12 protein-coding genes and 2 pseudogenes are annotated in these 18,578 nt (G+C 74.1%); 2 read left to right on the top strand and 12 right to left on the bottom strand.

What is annotated here, in order from left to right:
- Window positions 1-66: 66 nt before the first annotated feature.
- Window positions 67-825, bottom strand: a complete 759-nt coding sequence (locus B1L11_RS00530; protein WP_079312116.1) for an SDR family NAD(P)-dependent oxidoreductase — start codon at window positions 823-825, stop codon at window positions 67-69.
- Between the two features lie 98 nt (window positions 826-923).
- Window positions 924-1,190 carry an Atu4866 domain-containing protein gene (locus tag B1L11_RS00525; protein ID WP_079312114.1) on the bottom strand — a complete coding sequence of 89 codons (267 nt, stop codon included), beginning with the start codon at window positions 1,188-1,190 and terminating at the stop codon, window positions 924-926.
- 146 nt (window positions 1,191-1,336) lie between these two features.
- On the opposite strand from B1L11_RS00525, the gene B1L11_RS00520 reads away from it, so the two are divergent.
- Window positions 1,337-2,473 carry a helix-turn-helix domain-containing protein gene (locus B1L11_RS00520; RefSeq protein WP_256862104.1) on the top strand — a complete coding sequence of 379 codons (1,137 nt, stop codon included), beginning with the start codon at window positions 1,337-1,339 and terminating at the stop codon, window positions 2,471-2,473.
- Between the two features lie 127 nt (window positions 2,474-2,600).
- On the opposite strand, the pseudogene B1L11_RS49475 reads toward B1L11_RS00520, so the two are convergent.
- The 8 genes and pseudogenes from B1L11_RS49475 to B1L11_RS00485 form a co-directional block, all read right to left on the bottom strand.
- A pseudogene (locus B1L11_RS49475) lies at window positions 2,601-4,130 on the bottom strand (ComEC/Rec2 family competence protein); the annotation flags it as partial.
- On the bottom strand, window positions 4,130-4,672 hold the full coding sequence (locus B1L11_RS49470; protein WP_143736791.1) for a hypothetical protein: 543 nt from the start codon (window positions 4,670-4,672) through the stop codon (window positions 4,130-4,132). The pseudogene B1L11_RS49475 and the gene B1L11_RS49470, both read right to left, overlap by 1 nt.
- A gap of 244 nt (window positions 4,673-4,916) precedes the next feature.
- A complete protein-coding gene (locus B1L11_RS47790) occupies window positions 4,917-5,123 on the bottom strand; it encodes a helix-hairpin-helix domain-containing protein (protein ID WP_218670815.1) in 207 nt (68 codons plus the stop codon).
- Window positions 5,099-5,992 carry an SLBB domain-containing protein gene (locus B1L11_RS47785; RefSeq protein ID WP_218670814.1) on the bottom strand — a complete coding sequence of 298 codons (894 nt, stop codon included), beginning with the start codon at window positions 5,990-5,992 and terminating at the stop codon, window positions 5,099-5,101. The genes B1L11_RS47790 and B1L11_RS47785 overlap by 25 nt, the downstream gene beginning before the upstream one ends.
- A gap of 175 nt (window positions 5,993-6,167) precedes the next feature.
- Window positions 6,168-7,022: a DegV family protein gene (locus tag B1L11_RS00500; protein WP_079312110.1), complete on the bottom strand. Its 855-nt coding sequence runs from the start codon at window positions 7,020-7,022 to the stop codon at window positions 6,168-6,170.
- Window positions 7,023-7,083: 61 nt separating this feature from the next.
- Complete coding sequence (hutI, locus tag B1L11_RS00495; protein WP_079312108.1) at window positions 7,084-8,292, bottom strand: imidazolonepropionase; 1,209 nt, start codon at window positions 8,290-8,292, stop codon at window positions 7,084-7,086.
- 452 nt (window positions 8,293-8,744) lie between these two features.
- Window positions 8,745-10,148, bottom strand: coding sequence for a GTPase HflX (gene hflX / locus B1L11_RS00490; RefSeq protein ID WP_239108104.1), 1,404 nt, complete (start codon window positions 10,146-10,148; stop codon window positions 8,745-8,747).
- Between the two features lie 2,012 nt (window positions 10,149-12,160).
- The gene (locus B1L11_RS00485) at window positions 12,161-13,639 is read right to left on the bottom strand and encodes a BTAD domain-containing putative transcriptional regulator (RefSeq protein WP_079312104.1); all 1,479 of its coding nucleotides are present in this window, start codon (window positions 13,637-13,639) and stop codon (window positions 12,161-12,163) included.
- Between the two features lie 337 nt (window positions 13,640-13,976).
- Between B1L11_RS00485 and B1L11_RS00480 the strand changes: the two genes are divergently transcribed.
- A complete protein-coding gene (locus B1L11_RS00480) occupies window positions 13,977-15,173 on the top strand; it encodes an FAD-binding oxidoreductase (protein ID WP_256862103.1) in 1,197 nt (398 codons plus the stop codon).
- A 7-nt stretch (window positions 15,174-15,180) separates the two neighbouring features.
- On the opposite strand, the gene B1L11_RS49465 is transcribed toward B1L11_RS00480, so the two are convergent.
- Together B1L11_RS49465 and B1L11_RS54405 are read right to left on the bottom strand one after the other, a co-directional pair.
- Complete coding sequence (locus tag B1L11_RS49465; RefSeq protein ID WP_079312102.1) at window positions 15,181-16,887, bottom strand: hypothetical protein; 1,707 nt, start codon at window positions 16,885-16,887, stop codon at window positions 15,181-15,183.
- Between the two features lie 340 nt (window positions 16,888-17,227).
- A pseudogene (locus tag B1L11_RS54405) lies at window positions 17,228-18,487 on the bottom strand (BTAD domain-containing putative transcriptional regulator); the annotation flags it as partial.
- Window positions 18,488-18,578 lie beyond the last annotated feature (91 nt).

Raw genomic sequence — 18,578 nt, 5'->3', positions numbered from 1 at the left:
GGCGCCTGAATCGCCTCGCGATGACGCGGCGGCAGACTTTTCTGCGCGCCGTCCTGGGTCCGCTGCTCAGTAAGCGGTGAGCCCGCCGTCGACCACGAGCTCCGAGCCGGTGACGAACGAGGAGTCGTCGCAGGCGAGAAAGAGGAAAGCGGGTGCGATCTCGTCGGCACGGCCGGCCCGGCGCATCGGGGTGCGCTGGATGTCCGGTTGTTGATCGCCCTGCTCGTCCAGGAGATCCTGGATCATCGGCGTCGCGATGACCCCGGGATGCACGGAGTTGACCCGCACTCCCTGCCGCGCGTACTCAACCGCGGCGGTCTTGCTCAACAGACGCACCGCGCCCTTGGACGCCTGGTAGGCCGCGGCGGCGCCGCTTCCCACGAGCCCGAGCACCGATGACGTGTTGATCACAGACGCGTTGCCACTCGCGCGCAGGAGCGACATCGCCGCCTTCATACCGAGCCAGGTGCCTTTCTGGTTCACGTCGATGACGCGGTCCCAGACGTCCTCCCGCGTGTCCTCGATGCCCGGCCAGTCCACGATGCCGGCGAGGTTCACCAGCACGTCCAGCATGCCGAACCGGTCCCGCACGACGCCGATCACGTTGTCCCACTCCCACGCGGAGGAGACGTCGAGGCGGGCGGCAACGACCTCCGCGCCACGCGCCTCGATCCGGTGGGCCAGGTCGCGCAGGGGCCCTTCGGCGACATCGGTGATCACCAGCCGGGCGCCTTCGTCGGCGAACAGTTCGGCGGTCGCCGTGCCGATGCCGCCGGTCGCGCCGGTGATCAGCGCGACCTTGCCGGCGAGTCGTTGCCCTGTCATGGGAAATCCCCCTGTGTCTCGTTGTGCCGATCTCTGGGTCGGGTCTTGTGGCGCTGCGAGCGCCGGTCATATGCCGGTGAAGCCGCAGGCGATCTCGGTCATGACGGCCTCTCCTCCCGGTACAGCACGAGGTGCTCGTGATAGAGGACCCCGTCCCGGATATCACCCGTCGCGGTGAACCCGGTGTCGTCGACGTAGTCGAGGTGCCTGCCGGTCACCGTGTACCGGCCGGTGTACGCGCTGCGCCGCTCGCCGCGGGCCTCGTCGTAGCGGCCGTCCGGCAGCAACTCCTGGCGGATGTAACCGTCCGCTGACACCCACATTCCGATCACGTCGACGTTGTCGTCATCGGCGATCTGGGACATGGCGGGCTCCTTTCCTTGGCTCACTCCACGCGGTTCTGGCTCGCTCCACCGAGTCTGCGCAGGTCGGGAGGCATCAACCAGGACGTGTGCTGCCTGGGTGCGGCGCACCCAGGCAGCACGGCGGAGCCGCCGCATAGCCTGAGCACGTGGACAGCAACCATCTGGGGGACTTCCTGCGCGCCCGCCGCGCCGGGCTGCAGCCGGAGGACGTCGGCATGGCGAGCTACGGGGCCCGCAGAGTCCCCGGGCTGCGCCGTGAGGAGGTCGCCGTCCTGGCCGGAGTGAACGCCGACTACTACACCCGCCTGGAACAAGGGCGCGAGCGCAACCCCTCACCCCAGGTGCTCGACGCCCTCAGCCGCGCGCTGCGCCTCGACGCAGATGCCCGAGCGCACCTGTACCTGCTGGCCGGGACGGCGCCGGGCTACCGGCCCTCCGCCCACGTCGCCGACCGGGTCAGCCCGGCGCTGCGCCAGTTGATGGACGGCTACCCCAGCACTCCGGCATTCGTCATGAGCCGAACCCTGGACATCCTCGCCACCAACTCCCTGGCCGACGCCCTCTACACCCCGTTCGAGCCGGCGGACAACCTGGCCCGCATGACCTTCCTCGACCCCGCGGGCCGAGGCTTCTACACAGACTGGGACCGAGCGGCCCAGGCCACTGTCGCCAATCTGCGCCAGGCAGCAGGCTTCGATCTGGACAACCCGCGGCTACGCGAACTCGTCCGCACCCTCACCGAGCACAGTGTGGACTTCGCCCGCCTCTGGAACGCTCACACCGTGCGCGGCAAGACCCAGGACGCCAAGCACTTCCTCCACCCCGACGTTGGACCCCTCACGCTCACCTACCAGGCTTTCGACGTACGCGACGCCCCCGGCCAGCAGCTTGTGATCTACCATGCCGAGCCAGGCAGCGCCAGCGCCCAGGCCCTCGATCTCCTCGGCTCCATCCACGCCACCCGGCGCCGGCCGAACCACGTCCGCACCGTTGATCGGCAGGTCAGGAGCACTTCCACGGCCAGAGTCCGCCACCCCGGTATTCCGCGTGAACAGGCCGCTGCCGAACGAGGCGCACATGCCCCCGCTGGGCGCGGAAACCACCGTTCCACTCGTGATCTTCGCGTACGGCTCCACCCGCTCACTTGCCCCGTACGACTACGGCGAGGCCGTTGTGGGCGACGACGACGGCGATGTCCCCCGACAGGTCGGTGCGGTAGGGCCGCATGCCGAGCCAGCGCAGACGCCGCAGCGTCAGCGGGGCGGGATGCCCGTAGTCGTTGACCGCGCCGACGCTGATGAGGGCGGCCCGCGCGCCCGTGGCGGCGAGGAAGGCCGGCGCCTGCCGGGACGACCCGTGATGGGGCACTTTCAGCACGTCGACCCGTGGCAGGCCGCGCCGCACCAGGGCTTCCTGTGCCTCCGTCTCCAGGTCCCCGGCGAGCAGGGCCGCCCCCGGACGCGGTCCGGGCCAGCGGACCAGCAGCACGACGCTGGCGTTGTTGGCGGTCGTCCCCTCGCCGGTGCCCTGCGGCGCCACACCGGGCTCGGGGGCGAGCACGGTGATCTCGCTGGGCCCGAATCGCCACCGCATCCCGGGGACCGCCTGCCATTCCGGGATCCGGGCCGTCCTGAGTTGCGCGGTGACCCGCCGGGCCTCGCCCTCCGGCACGCGGCCCGGGCTCACGACCACCGCCCCCACCGCGCGGCGGCGCAGCACGCCGGGCAGCCCGCCGACGTGGTCGAGGTGGGGGTGGGTGAGGACCACGAGCGGCACCTGCCGCACTCCGAGAGCGCGCAGGCACCGGTCGGCGGGGCCCGGCTGCGGCCCGGCGTCGACCACCACGGCCCGGCCGGGACCGGCCGCCAGCACCAGGACGTCCCCCTGTCCGACGTCGCAGACGACCAACAGCCATCCCGGCGGCGGCCAGGGCGACACCACCGGCATGGCCACGAGGGCGGCGAGCAACGCTCCCGCGCCGAGCGCCGCCACCAGGCGCCTGCGCGCGCGGCCCCGCAGGACGAGCCATGCCGCGACGGCCGCCACCGCGAGTACGGCGACTCCCGACACTCCCCCGGGCCACTCGGCCGAGGCGAACGGAAGGTCCGCCGCCCGCTGCGCCACCGCGATGATCCAGCCGACGGCCCACCCGGCGGGGCGCACCAGCAGCCGGGCCAGGTCCATGCTCACCGGGGCGATCACGGCGGCCCCGAACCCCAGCACCGTCGCGGGCGCCACCGCGGGCTCGGCGAGCAGGTTGGCCGGGATCGCGGCCAGGTCGAGGCGCCCGGACATCAGCACCAGCAGGGGCGTGACGGCCGCCTGCGCCGCGGCGGTCACGGCCAGGGCCTCGGCGAGCAGGCGGGGCACCCGGCGGGCCGTCAGACGGTCACGCCACCGGGGCGCGATGACCAGGATGCCGCCGGTCGCGAAGACCGACAGCGCGAAGCCCCACTGCCGCGCGAGCCCGGGATCGAACACGACCAGTCCCAGCACGGTCGCCGACAGGGCGGCCACGCCGTCCCGGGTGCGGCCGGTGCCGAGTGCCACGGCGGCGACGGTTCCCATGACAAGGGCTCGAAGCACGCTCGGCGACGGCCTCGCCACGACCGAGAACGCGATCATCGCGACGACCGCGACCACGGCCCGGAGGGCCAGTGGCAGGCCGGCGAGGCGCCCGAGCACCAGTACGGCGCCCGCCACGATCGCCAGGTTGGTGCCGGAAACGGCGGTGAGATGGCCGAGCCCCGCCGTCGCCAGGTCGAGCCGGACCTCCTCATCGAGGCGCGACACGTCGCCGACGACCAGGCCGGGCAACAGACCGCGCTGGTCGTCCGGCAGCACGCCGCTCGCCTCGCGCAGACCCGCGCGCAGCGCCCCGGCCGCACGCTGCACGGCCGAGGGCGCACCGATCGGCTCGGGCGGCCCCCGGACGAGCATCACGGCCGCGACCGGCTCACCCGGCTCGGCCTGGCCCAGCCGCCCGCGCACCCTGACCCGCTGGCTCGGCAGCAGTGGACGCCACCCGTCGCCGGGACCGAGCAGCACGACGGGCACGTCCACGACGAACCGCTCCTGGGCGCCGACACCAGCAGCATCCGGGCCCGGACGACCGCCGTCTCCCGCCGGGACACCCCGCCCTGGTGCGGCCGGATACGCGGATCGTCGGTGATCTCGGCCTCGGCGGTCACCGTGGCGTCTCGGCGGGCCAGTTCCGGCACCGGCCCGGTCGTCACCCCGTGGACCGTGAACGCCGTCACCGCGGCCGTGACGGCCACGGACGCGAGCACGGCGAGCGCGATCCTGACGGCGGCCCCGGGCGCTCCCGTCGGGCCGGGGAGCCCCCCGCCGGCGCGCGATCCCGCCTCGGCGACGCCGCCCCGGCCATGCTCTCCTGCCGGAGCCACGGTGGGGTCCATGTGGGTGCGGCGCCGCGCCACCGCCCAGGTGACGGCGCCCGCGACAGCCGCGGCCACTGCCACGGCGGCTCCGGCGACGGCGGGCAGCCGAGCAGCACGAGTGCCGTGAGCCAGGAGGCCACCGCTGGAGCGGCCAGCGCCGCCGGCCCGGAGACCGTCCTGCCGCGCCCCGGCTGATCACGGCCCGGCTGATCACGGCCCGATTGATCACGGTCCGGCTGATCACGGCCCGGTTCATCGCGTCCCTGCTCGTCCTGCCCCGGCTCGTCGCGGCCCTCGGGGAGGTCGTGGGGGCGGCCGACGGCGGTCACACGGAGACCTTGTCGCGCATCTCGGCGAACTTCCTGTCTCCGATGCCAGGGACGTCCTTCAACTGGTCGACGCTCTGGAAACCCCCGTGCGCGTCCCGGTAGTCGACGATCCGCTGCGCGATCACGCCGCCGATCCCGGGCAGCGCGTCGAGTTGCTCGGCGGTGGCGGTGTTGAGGTTCACCACCCCGGCCCCAGGCACCATGCCCGGATCATGGCCGGAAGCGGGTACCGCACCGGCGTCGCCGGGCTTCCGGCGACGATCTGCTCACCGTCCACCAGACGCCGGGCCAGGTTGATCCCACCCGGATTCGCGCCCTTCCGCAGACCTCCCGCCGCCTCGACAGCGTCGGCGACCCGCGAGCCCGACACGAGGACGTACACCCCCGGGTTGCGGACCTTGCCCGTCACGTACACCACGACTCGCGCCGACGGGCCGGGGGTGGCGGCAACGGTGCCACCGGTGCCCGCGACGTAGGCGGTCGCGCCCGGCCCTGCTCCGACTCCGGTTCCGCGAGCCGGGGCCGGACGCGAGGTCTCGCCTGGTGCCGCCCCGGGGCCGGCGGCAGGGCCGGAGACAGGGCTGAGGTCGCGAACCGCGGCGGCCGGGAGCGGCGGGGCGATGGGCTCGGCCACCGGCCTCGACCGCCAGGCCAGGACCCCGGTGACGACGGCGGCGAGCAGCCCGGCGGCCACCAGCGCCCGCAGCCCCGGCATGCCCGGGTCGAGCCGTGGCAGGGCGCGGCCGAGGGCCTGTCGCCCGCGCGTTCGCAGGCTCCGCACCGTCGTCCCCGGCCCGTCCGCGCGTCCTTCCCGCCGGTCGGCGACCTCCTCGGGCATCCCAAAGGTCTCCGCCCGGTAAGGACCGTCCTCGACCTCCGTCGGATGTTCCGGCGCGTACGTCTCCGTACGGACGAGATGGGGAGCACCGAACGACGGCGGCGGCCCGGGCGGGGACGGCGTCGACCGCAGGCGGGCGGACGGGGGAACCGGATCGAGCGGACGCAACAGCCCGCGCAGGCGGGACTCGCCGGCGACGCCGCGTGCGGCCCCGCGAAACTCCTTGCTTCGCACGCCATGGACGGTAGGCATGTGCCAGAGCCCCGCCCGGCGCCGAACGCGATTCTGTGGACAACCCGCGAACCCCGGAGTGTCCGCCGGGCGAGGGGCGAGCGGCAGGTTGCCCCACGTACCCCGGGCACGGCGCGAAAACGGCCGGGTACTCAGGCCGATCCGGCTACCGAGGGGTTCAGTCCGCGGCGGCGGGGGCGACGGTGACGCCGAGCATGCCGGGGCCGACGTGGGCCCCGAGGACCGGCCCGATCTCGGCCACCCACATCCGTACGAGCCTCGGCAGTCGTGCCGTCAGCCCCTTGGTGAGCGCCTCGGCCCGCTCGGCCGCCATCAGGTGCTGTACGGCCACGTCGACCGGCCGGTCCCCGGCCGCCTCGACGGCCAGGTCCTCCAGGCGGGCGAGGGCACGGCTCGCGGTGCGGACCTTCTCCAGCACGCCGATCTCGCCGTCGGCCATGCGCAGCAGCGGTTTGATCGACAGCGCCGACCCCAGGAGGTTGGTCACCCGGCCGATGCGGCCGCCGTGCCGCAGGTAGTCGAGCGTCTCGACGTAGAAGAACGTGCTCACGGCAGCGGCCCGCCGCCGGGCCACATCGGCCACCTCGGCGCCCGGGGCTCCCGTCACGGCCGCCCGCGCGGCGGCCAGCACCGCGAAGCCGAGGCCCATGGCGATCGACCCGCTGTCGACGACCTCGACCGGTACGGGGGCTTCACGCGCGGCCAGACGCGCGGAGTCGGCGGTCCCGGACAGCGCGCCGGACAGGTGGACGGAGACGATCTCGGCGGCGCCGTTCGCGGCGGCCCGCCGGTAAACGTCCGCGAAGCGTTCGGGGGCCGGGCGTGAGGTGACGATCGGCGAGCGGTCCTTGAGTGCGTGCGCGAGAAGACCGGCGTCGAACGGGGTCACGTCGTCGATCTCACGATCGCCCAGGAGCACCTGAACCGGTACGACGGTGATGTTCCATCTGCCGGTCGCCTCGGCGCCGAGGTACGCCGTGGAATCCGTGACGACAGCGACAGATGGTGACATATCGCGAGATTACCCAGCGGTGATCGCCCGGCAACCTCTTCGTGAACGTTCAGGCCACCGGTTACTGGACCGGTACGCCGCCCCGCCAGACGCGGCGCGGCTTGAGGCCGAACGACCAGGCGAACGCGCCCTCGTGGTCGGCGTCCCACTGGACGATGTCGGCGAGGCGGCCGGGGGCGAGGATGCCGCGGTCGGGCGCGCCGAGGACCTGGGCCCCGCCCAGAGTGGCGGCCCGCAGGGCGTCTCCGACGCTCATCCCGAACGCCGCCACCGCGAGGCTGATGACCAGGGACATCGAGGTGATGCCGCAGTGACCGGGGTTGTGGTCGCTGCCGAGCGCCACCGGGACTCCCTGGGCCAGCATCCGGCGCACCGGCGGGAGGTGGCCCACCTGCAGGGCCGCGCCCGGGCAGACGACGGCGGGCACGCCGTACCTCGCCATCAGGGCGACGTCCTCGTCGGAGGCGTGGTGGAGCAGGTCGGCGGAGGCGCAGCCCATCTCGGCCGCGAGCTGGACGGCGCCGCGCCGGTTGTAGGCGCCCGCGTGGATGCGCGGCAGCAGCCCAACGTTGCGGCCGGAGGCCAGCACCCAGCGGGCCTCCTCCGCGGTGAAGTGGCCGTCGTCGCAGTAGACGTCCACGCTGTCGGCCCCGGCGCCGGCGGCGTCCGCGCACCACGAGGCCACGGCCTCGACGTAGTCGCGCTGGCGGCCGAAGTATTCCGGCGGCACCACGTGGGCGGCCAGGAACGTGACGTGGACCCGCGGCATCATCGGCTCTTTCTCGAGCTCGCGCAGCAGCCGCACGTCGGCCAGCTCGCCGTCGCGGGTCAGGTGGTAGCCGGTCTTGGCCTCGACGGTCGTGGTGCCGCTCAGCAGCCACTCGCGCAGCCGCTCACGGACCCCGTTGCACAGCGTCCAGGGGTCGGTGCCGCGCGTCACGGTGACGGTCGAGCCGATGCCGCCACCCGCCGCCGCGATGGCCGAGGCGCTGGATCCTCCGGAACGCATCGCCATCTCGGCGTAGCGGTTGCCGGCGTACACCGGGTGGGTGTGCGCGTCGATGAGGCCGGGCGTGACGAGCGCGCCGCCGAGGTTCTCCACGTGGTCGACGTCGACGATGTCGTCCACGACCCCGGGAACGCTCTGCGGGAGGTCGGCGGCCCGGCCGACCCACGCGATCCGGTCGTTGTGCACCAGGATCGCGGCGTTGCTGCACACATCGTGCCCGGTCCAGAGCCGGCCGATGTTGGTGAGAAGGCGAACGGTCATCCGACCACCTGCCATACACCCCGGGACGACGAACGGCCCCCGCCTGCGGGCGCCTGGCCCGCCGGGTCCGCTTCGTGTCCGGACGTCATTGGGGGGTCTCCTGCCTCATCGCGCACCGATGTTGTGCGATGACCCTACCGCCGGGATCTCGAACCCGGGCGATTCAGTTCAGTTACGGTATTTCACTGGTGGGCTTGATGTACAGGGTTAGCGACAGAAACGTACGCCGGTCTCATGCGCATCATCGCGCATCAGTCGTCTCACACGCTGCGGCGAGATCAGGATCGACCCGACCGATCCGATGTCCGCGAACGCCTTGGAAAGGGTGACCGCACTGCCTGGTGTCATGTTGTTACCCACGCCATAAGGTCCCATTAGGCTTTCCTTATCGTAGCAAGGGCAACCGTCGGCGGGCCACCGACACGCTGAAGGCGACCCGCCGACGAGAGGCGTCAGACGGTCTCGACGGGCTTGGCCACCCGGTCCAGTTCCGCGTACAGGTCGGCGAAGACCCGGGCGTGCAGGATCGTCCCGTCGCCGGTGTGCTCCAGTGACAGGACCTCGCCCTCGCTGTGCGCCCGCGCGATCAGGTCGCCCCTGTCGTACGGCACCAGCAGCCTGACCTCGTGGTCGAGACGGGGAAGCTCCCGCTCGATCATGGACATCAGGTCGCCGATCCCGGCCCCGGTGCGGGCGGAGACGACGATGCTGTGCCGCTCCTTCATCGTCAGCCGGGTCAGCACGACGGGGTCGGCGGCGTCGGCCTTGTTGACGACCACGATCTCCGGGATGTCCCGCGCGCCCTCGATCTCGGCCAGCACCTCGCGGACGGCCGCGATCTGCGACTCCGGGTCGGGGTGCGACCCGTCCACCACGTGGAGGATCAGGTCGGCGTCCCCCACCTCCTCCAGCGTCGAGCGGAACGCCTCGACGAGCTGGTGGGGCAGGTGCCGTACGAAACCGACCGTGTCGGCCAGCGTGAACAGGCGGCCCTCGGGCGTGCGGGCCTTGCGCACGGTCGGGTCGAGGGTCGCGAACAGCGCGTCCTCGACCAGCACGCCCGCGCCGGTCAGCCGGTTGAGCAGCGACGACTTACCGGCGTTGGTGTATCCGGCGATCGCCACGGCCGGCACCTCGCGGGCCTGCCGCCGGTGCCGCATGGTCTGCCGGGCGGTCGACATCTCCTTGATCTGCCGCCGCAGCTTGGCCATCCGCTCGCGGATCCGCCGCCGGTCCAGCTCGATCTTGGTCTCACCGGGGCCGCGGCCGCCGATGCCGACGCCGCCGGCGGCGCGGCCGCCGACCTGGCGGGACAGGTTGCCACCCCAGCCGCGCAGGCGGGGCAGCAGGTACTGCAGCTGCGCCAGCTCGACCTGCGCCTTGCCCTCGCGGCTCTTGGCGTGCTGCGCGAAGATGTCGAGGATCAGCGCGGTCCGGTCGATGACCTTGACCTTCACGACCTCTTCGAGCTGGCGGAGCTGGCCGGGGGTCAGCTCGCCGTCGCAGATCACGGTGTCGGCGCCGCTGGCGGCCACGATGTCCCGCAGCTCGACCGCCTTGCCCGATCCGATGTAGGTGGCGGGGTCGGGCCGGTCGCGACGCTGGATCAGACCCTCCAGCACCTGCGATCCGGCGGTCTCGGCCAGCAGCTTCAGCTCCTGCAGCGAGTTCTCCGCGTCCAGTGCGGTGCCGCCCGCCCAGACGCCGACCAGGACGACCCGCTCCAGCCGGAGCTGCCGGTACTCGACTTCGGTGATGTCTTCGAGCTCTGTCGACAGACCCGCTACGCGGCGGAGCGCCTGGCGCTCTTCCAGTTCGTAATCGCCCACGGCGAGGTCTTCGGGCTCGTTTCGCATATATGTCATCTCTACTAGACAGAACAGTCGGACACCCCGATGCCTTCCCGGCCCCCGGATGCCTTCCGTCGATGGTGACACGACCCCCGGGACGTGCGCACTCCCTTATGCGCTCAGTTCTTTACGGCGCAGTTCTTACGGGCGCAGTTCGGCGAGGAGTCGCGCGCTCTGCTCCGCCCAGTAGTCCAGCCCCAGGCGGAGGTGGATCTCGTGGGCCCGTCGGGCGTGGTCGAGGGCCCGTTCCCGGTCGCCCATCGCCGCCGACAGCATCGCCAGCGCCTGGTGGACGGCGCCCCAGCCGGCCGTGCCGTGGCCGTGCAGGGCCAGCCGGTCCCCGTACGGCGCCAGCCTGGCGTACAGGCCCGAGGGATCGGGGACGCCGAGCCGAGCCGCCACGTACGACCAGATGACGGCGACGAACTCTCCCGACCAGTCGTCGGGAATCGTCGTGCCCCATCGGGCGATCAGGCTCCCGGCCAGCTCGCGATCGCCCACGTCGAGCGCCGCGAGCACGGCTATGGGACGTAGCGGGTCGTTCTGCGGCTGCGACGCCGCCGTGACGACCTCCTCGAGGATGTCGGCGACCCTGCCCTGTCCCCGCCGGCAGGTGTAGAGCATGGTCGTCCGCACGACGCCCAGGCCCCACATGCTGCTGTCGCCGAAGACCTCGCCGAGCTCGCCGGCGAGGTCTTCGACCTCGTCCCAGCGGCCCTCCAGGGTCAGCCGCGCGGCCTGGGCGATGCGCACCATGGCCGTCAGCTCAGGGCTTCTGACCTCCTGCAGCAGATGCTCGGCGCGGGCCAGATCCCGGTCCCATTCGGCCAGCTCCCCCACCCTGAACAGGCACGACATCCGGCGTACCCGGGCCACGATCTCAGCCGCGGCGGGAAGATCGGGCACCGCGAGCATCTCCTCGGCGGCGCGGAGGCGCTCGTTCTCCCGCTCCGGCACCCAGGACGCGATCATGTAGTTGTTGAGCACCTGGAGGAGCAGGGCGGGGTCGCCTATCCTCCGGGCGATCTCCACGGCCTCCACCACCATCGCCTCGCCCTCCGCCCGGCGAGGCCCGTAGTTGAGCTCGATGCCGAGAGTGCCGAGCAGTGCCGCCCGGTGGGCGTCGTCCAGCGGGCCCGCCAGCAGGTTCTCGAGGAGGGCGACCGTGTGGTCGTCGACCACGCCGTACGATCGCCAGTTCCAGACGCTGAGCGTGCCGAACACCGTCAAGGCCTCCACCAGGGCCACCCGGTCGCCCGTGCCCTCCGCCAGCTCGATGGCCTCCTCGAGTGCCGCCTGTGCCCGCGCGGCGTCCCCGACGACGCGCAGCGACCGGCCCAGTTCGATCAGCAGGCGGCACCGCCTGGCCGGGTCGCGCGTGCCGAGGGCGAGCAGCGCCTTGTCCCACAGCTCAACCGCCTCGTCGTACGCGCGCTGCGCGGTCGCCTTCCTGGCCGCCCTCGCGGCATAGTCGACGGCCTTGCCGGCTCCCCCGACCCGCGCGGCCATGGCGAAGTGGTGGGCGAGGACGGGCAGGCGCGCCGCCCCGTCGCCACCGGGGAGCGACGCGGGCGGCGCCGTCGGCAGGGACTCCAGGGCCTCCGCCACGCTCAGGTGGAGCCTGGCCTTCTCCAGGCGGCCGAGCCCCGCGTAGAGCGCGTCACGCACCAGGGCGTGCGAGAAGCGGTAGTCGAAGCCTCCCGGCGCCTCGGAGAGGATACCGACGGCGACGGCGGGCTCGAGCAGCGACATCACCTCCTCGGCGGGGGTCTCCGTCAGCGCCTCCAGCACGTCGAGGCTGACGTCGCGGCCCAGGACGGCGGCGCGGCGCAGCAGGTCCCTGGTGGGATCGGGCAGCCGCGCGACCCTCCGCCCGATGACCTCCATGACGCCTTCGGGCACGCCCAGCGACGCGGCGTCGAGCCGGTGCTCGCTGCCGAGCAGCCGCAGCAGTTCGCCGAGGTAGAAGGGGTTGCCGCCGGTGCGCAGGTAGAGCACCTCGGCGAGCGCCGGGTCGGTCAGGTCGTGCCGCCGCAGGAACGCGCCGACCTCCTCCGCGGTGAACGGCGCGAGGGCGAGCCGTTCGGTGCCGGGCTCGCGGGTGAGGGCGGCGAGGGTGTCGCGCAGCCGCTCGGCCTCCCTGCCCGGCTCCGGCCGTACGGTGGCGAGGACCAGCACGGGCCTGCGGTGCAGCTCGGCCGCGAGGAAGGCGAGCAGCCGCAGCGAGGCGGCGTCCGCCGCGTGGAGGTCGTCCAGCACCACCATCGTCGGCGTGCCGACCGGGCGAGCGCGGCCAGCACGCCCTCGTACAGCTCGAAGAGCGCGGCCTCCGGGTCGGCGGCGGCGTCGCCCTCGCCCGCGAGGAGCCGCGCCGCGGCCCGGCCCCTGTCCCCCAGCTCGCGCAGCGCCTGCAGCCAGGGCCAGAACGGCGGGGCGGCCTCGGCCTCCACGCAGCGGCCCCAGACGACCGTGACGCCGCGCGCCTCGGCCTCCTCGGCGGCGATCTGGGCCAGCCTGGTCTTGCCGATTCCCGGCTCACCGGTCACCAGCAGCACGCCGCCGCGGCCCCGCCGTACGGCGCCGAGCCGTTCGCCGAAACGGGCGAGTTCGCGCTCGCGCGCGACGAGGGCCGCGGACGGCGGCTCGGCCGCGGAAAGGGACCGTTCCTCGGCGGGCGGGGCGGCCGGCCTCGCGACGGCGGGCGCTTCCAGGGGCGCGGGCGCGTCCAGGGCCGGCGACTGCTCCAGCACGGCCTGCTCCAGCCGCCGCAGCTCGGGGCCGGGCTGCAGGCCCATCTCCTCGGCGAGCAGGGTCCGCACCCGGCGCAGCGCGCCGAGCGCGTCGGTCTGCCTGCCCGACCGGTAGAGGGCGAGGACGAGCAGGCTCCACAGCCGCTCGCGGTACGGGTACGCCTCGACCAGCCGCTCCAGGTCGGCCACGCACGAGGGCCCGTCGCCCATGGCGAGCCTGGCCTCGAACCGGTCCTCGACCGCCACCGCCCGCAGCTCCGCCAAGCGCGCGATGGCGGGCTGGGCGAACTCGTAGGCCGCGAACTCGGCGAGCGGCTCGCCCCGCCACGTCTCCAGCGCCCGGTCGGTCAGCGTGAGCACCTCGGCGTACTCACGCCGGGCGAGCGCCCTGCGACCGTCCTCCACACAGGAGACGAAACGCGCGAGGTCGACCTGGCCGGGCGCGACGGACAGCAGGTAGCCCGGCTCTCGGGTGAGCAGCACGGCCGGGGGCGTGCGCGGCCGGCGTCCCGGTTCCAGCACCTTGCGGAGGTTGGAGACGTACGACTGCAGCGTGGCGGTCGCGCTGGAGGGCGGCTCGTCCGCCCACAGCTCGTCGATCAGCCGGTCGAGGGAGACGATCCTGCCGGGTTCCAGGGCGAGGACGGCGAGCACCGCCCGCTGCTTACGCGGCCCGAGGTCGATGACGCGGCCGTCGCCGCCGGTGACCTCGAAGGGGCCGAGCAGCCGGAAGGACAGCGAGTTCATGACCGAAAACCCCTCTGATCGCTGCGGCAAGCGTAGAGCCGGGACGACCCCCACCGGAACGGTCCACTTGGGGGCGACTTGGACGGTCTCCAAGCCGCGCCCATGCCCGCTCCGATCCCCGTGCTCCACGGTGGTCCCACACGAGGAACCCACGATGGGGAGGAGAAGAGATGGACCAGGTGAAGGCGCTCGGCGCCGATCTCCGCCGGGTGGTGCGCGGCCGGGTGCTGGTGCGCGGCGACGAGGGCTTCGACGAGAGCCGTAGCCCCTGGGACCTGGCGTCGACCAGCGGGTCGCGGCGGTCGTCGAGGCGCGGGACGCGCACGACGTCGCGGCCGTGGTGGGCTACGCGAACCTCGCCGGGCTGCGCGTCGCCACTCAGCCGAACGGGCACGCCCCCGCCGCCTTCGACGACGCGATCCTGCTGCGCACCACGGCGTTGCGCGGCCTGACCGTACGGCCGGCGGAGCGGGTGGCCCGGGTGGAGGCCGGCGTCTCGTGGGGCGAGGTGCTCACGGCGGCGGGCGAGCACGGGCTGACGCCCCTGGCGGGCAGCACGGGGGTCGTCAGCGCCACCGGGTTCACCCTGGGCGGGGGCCTGAGCTGGTTCGGGCGCAGGTACGGCTTCGCCGCCGACAGCGTGCGCGCGTTCGAGGTCGTGAACGCCTCGGGCGAGCACGCGACCGTCACGGCCGGCAGCGACCCCGAGCTGTTCTGGGCGCTGCGCGGCGGCGGGGGCGACTTCGCGGTGGTGACCGCGATGGAGATCGACCTGCACCCGGCGCCGGTGCTCTACGGCGGGCGGATCCTGTGGCCGGCCAAGCGGGCCGCGGAGGTGCTGGCCGCCTTCCGCGCCACCACGGCCGAGGCGCCCGAGGAGCTGACGGTCTGGTTCCACCTGCTGCAGTTCCCTCCCCTGCCCGAGCTGCCCGAGCCGCTGCGCGGCCTGTCGGCCGTGACGATCGAGGTCACCCACCTCGGCGACCCGGACGAGGCGCGGGCCCTGCTGCACCGGTTCGACCGGATTCCCGAGGCCGTCTTCGACACACGCGGCCCGATGCCGGTGGCGAACCTCGCGGACATCTGCGCGGAGCCGACCGACCCGACGCCCGCGCTGCTGCGCTCCGAGCTGCTCACCGGGCTCGGCGACGCCGAGGCGGCGGCGCTGCTGGCCGCCGCCGGGCCGGGCACCATCGCGCCGCTCGCCTACGTGCAGATCCGTCACCTGGGCGGGGCGCTGGCCCGGGTGGACGAGAAGGGCGGGGCCTGCGGCCACATCGCGGAGCCCTACCTGCTGAGCACGCTCGGCGTCCTCGCGGCGCCCGGCATGGCGGAGGCGATCCGGCGCCGGCAGTCGGCCGTCGCCGACGCGGTGGCGGGGGTCGCGAGCGGCCGCACGCCCTTCACCTTCCTCGGCCACGGGGAGCCGGCGGCCTCCGCCTTCCCGGCCGAGATCCTGGCCCGGCTCCGGGAGGTCAAGCGCCGCCGCGACCCGCACCGCGTGATCCTCGGCAACCACCCCGTCCTCGGCTGACGGCGGCTCATCCCTCCAGTTCGGCGAGGAGCCGCGTGCTCTCCCCCGCCCAGTGATCCAGCCCCAGGCGCAGATGCGTCTCGTGGGCCCGGCGCGCGTGGCGCAGGGCGAGCCCGCGCTCGCCCGTGGCGTCCGCCAGCTCGGCCAGGACCAGGTGGGTGGAGCCCCAGCCGGCGCCGCCCATGCCGCTGACCACGAGCCGTTCCGTGTACGGCGCGAGCCTGCGGTAGAGGGCGGCGGGGTCGGGCACGCCGAGCCGGGCGGCGACGTGGCCCCACACGACGACGAGCAACTCGGCGGTCCAGTCGTCGCGGATCTCACCGCTCCAGCGCTCCGCCAGCCTCCGGGCGAGCGCGGCGTCGCCCACGTCGAGGGCCGCCAGCGCGGCGACCGCGCGCAGCGGCACCATGTCGGCGTCGTGCGCCCGGGACACCAGCCGGTCGGCGATCTCGTCCACCCGGCCCTGCCCTCGGCGGCAGGTGTAGAGGGTGACCAGGCCGGGGTAGTCCAGCCCCCACATGCTGAACCCGGATATGAGCGCGGTGAACTCCTCCGCGAGGCGCTCGGCCTCCGCCCAGTCGCCACGCATCGTGCGACCGGCGGCCTCGGCGATCCGCGCCATCCCGGTCATCTCGGGACGCTTGATCTCGTCGGCCAGCCGGGCGCAGCGGGCCAGGTCGCGGTCCCATTCCGCGAACTCGCCCGCCCGCAGCAGGTGCGCCATGCGGAAGACGCGGGCGACGGCCTCCGCCGTCGGGTCCAGGGGAAGGGCGAGCATCTCCTCGACCGCCCGGCGGCGCTCGTCCTCCCGCTCGGAGACCCAGGCGGCCATCACGTAGTTGTTGAGCGAGCGGGCCAGCAGGCGGGGGTCGCCGGTGCGCCGGGCCAGCCGCACGCCGTCGGCGGCCAGCCGCTCCCCCTCGGCCCTGCGCGGCGAGTAGTACAGCTCCAGGCCCAGGGTGCCCAGCAGGGTGGCCCGCTCCGCGTCGCCGAGCGGCTCCTTCAGCAGGCCCTCCAGCAGGGCGACGGACTCGTCGTCCACGACGCCGTAGTGGCGCCAGTTCCACACCGACATGCCGCCGAACACGGTGACGGCCTCGATCAGCGTCACGCGCTCGCCGATCGCGGCGGCGAGGCCGATCGCCTCCTCCAGGGCCGACCTCGCCCCGGCGACGTCGCCGACCGCGCGCAGCGCCTCGCCGCGGCGCACCAGCAGCGCGCTCCGCCGGGCGGGGTCCGCCGGCCCGAGGGCGGCGAGGGCCCTGCCCCACCACTCCACCGCCTCGTCGTACGCGCAGCCGGCGGCGGCCTGCCGGGCGGCCAGGACGGCGTACTCCACCGCCTTGGCGGCCCCGCCCGCCCGGGCGGCCGCCACGAAGTGGTGGGCGAGCACGGACGCCTCGACCCCCGCAAGCGTCTCCAGCGCCTCCCCTGTGCGCAGGTGCAGCCGCGCCGCGCGCACCCGGCCGAGACCCGCATAGAGGGCGTCGCGGACGAGGGCGTGCGAGAACCGGTAGTCGAAGCCGGGCGCCTCGACGAGCAGCCCCGTCGCCACGGCCGGTTCGAGCCGCAGCATCACCTCGTCCGCGCCCACGCCGCAGGCGGCCTCCAGCGCGTCGAGGCTCACCTCGCGGCCGAGTACGGCGGCCGCCTCCAGCAGCGCACGGGTCTCCTCCGGCAGTCGCGCGACGCGGCGGCCGATGACCTCGCGCACCCCCCTCGGGCACGCCGACGGAGGCGGCGTCGAGCCGGTGCTCGCTGCCCAGCAGCCGGATCAGCTCGCCCAGATAGAAGGGGTTGCCCCCGGTGCGCTCGTGGAGCAGCGCGGCGAGCCGTGTGTCCGGCAGGTCGCGCCCGGCCAGGTAGGCGGCCACGTCCTCCCGGGTGAACGGCGGCAGCGTGAGGCGCTCCGCGCCGCGTTCACGGGCGAGCGCGGCCATCGTGTCGCGCAGTTGCTCGGGGTCGCCGCCCGGCTCCGGACGGATCGTCGCCAGCACCAGCACCGGCGACCGGTGCAGTTCCCCGGCCGCGAACGCGAGCAGGCGCAGGGACGACGCGTCGGCCCAGTGCAGGTCGTCGAGGACGACGAGCGCCGGCCCCGCCGCCCGGAGGGCGGCGGCCACCCGCTCGTGCAGCTCGAACAGCGCGGCGCCGGGGTCGCCGCCGGGTGTCCGTCCCGGCGTTCCCCCGGACAGGGCGGCCAGCGCGTCCGCCGCGTCCGGGCCGAGGTCGCGCAGCACCCGCAGCCAGGGCCAGAAGGCGGGGGCGCCGGTGTCCTCGGCGCAGCGGCCCCAGGCGACCGTCATCCCCAGGGCGGCCGCCTCGTCGGCCGCCGCCTCCGCCAGGCGGGACTTGCCGATGCCCGCCTCCCCTGCCACCAGCAGCACGCCGCCCCGGCCGCGCCGGGCCTCGGCCAGGCGTGCGGCCACGCGTCCGAGCTGCTCGCGCCGGGCGACGAGCCCGTCGTGGACGACAGGTCCCGGCGGGGTCCCGGGCGGGACGGCCGTCACCGGCGCGGCGGCGGGGGCGAGCAGGGCGGGCCCGGGGCCGTCGAGGTCCGGCGACTGGCCGAAGACGGCCTGCTCGAGCCGCCGCAGCTCGGGGCCGGGCTCCAGGCCCAGTTCCCCGGCGAGCAGCTCCCTGACCCTGCGCAGGGCGGCGAGGGCGTCGGCCTGCCGTCCGGACCGGTAGAGGGCGAGCACGAGCAGGCTCCACAGCCGCTCCCGGTAGGGGTGGTCCTCCACCAGGCGTTCGAGGTCGGGCACGCACGATCCCGCGTCGCCGAGCGCCAGCCGGGCCTCGAACCAGTGCTCGGTGGCCGTGGCGCGCAGCTCGGTCAGCCGCGCCACGACCGGCTGGGCGAACTCGTACGCGGTGAACTCGGCGAGCGGCTCGCCCCGCCACGTCTCCAGCGCGGCGCGCAGCGACTCGGCCGCGGCGGCGTGCTCGCTCCGGGCGAGCGCCCGCCCGCCGTCCTCGGCCAGCGCGGTGAAGCGGACCAGGTCCACCTGGCCGGGCGCCACCGCCAGCAGGTAGCCGGGCTCGCGGGTGACCAGCACCTTCGGCGGCGTGCGCGGCGGCCGGCCGGGTTCGAGCGCCCGGCGGAGCTGGGAGATGTAGCCCTGCAGGGTCCCGGTCGCGCTCGACGGCGCCTCGCCCTCCCACAGCTCGTCGATGAGACGGTCGAGGGAGACCACGCGGCCCGGCTCCAGCGCGAGCACGGCCAGCACGGCACGCTGCTTGGGCGTGCCCAGGTCGACGGCCCGGCCGGTGGCGTCGGTGACCTCGATCGGGCCGAACAGGCGAAAGTCCATCGTTCCTCATCGCGAGACGTGTACCGGAAATCGGACTCCTACCGTAGGACCAGACGATTCCGAGCCGATTCCTAACCATCGCCAAACGGGA

The organism is Microbispora sp. GKU 823, assembly GCF_002027145.1.
Taxonomy (GTDB): domain Bacteria; phylum Actinomycetota; class Actinomycetes; order Streptosporangiales; family Streptosporangiaceae; genus Microbispora; species Microbispora siamensis.
The sequence above is the reverse complement of the archived record's forward strand: the minus strand, read 5'-3'. Positions and strand labels throughout refer to the sequence as shown.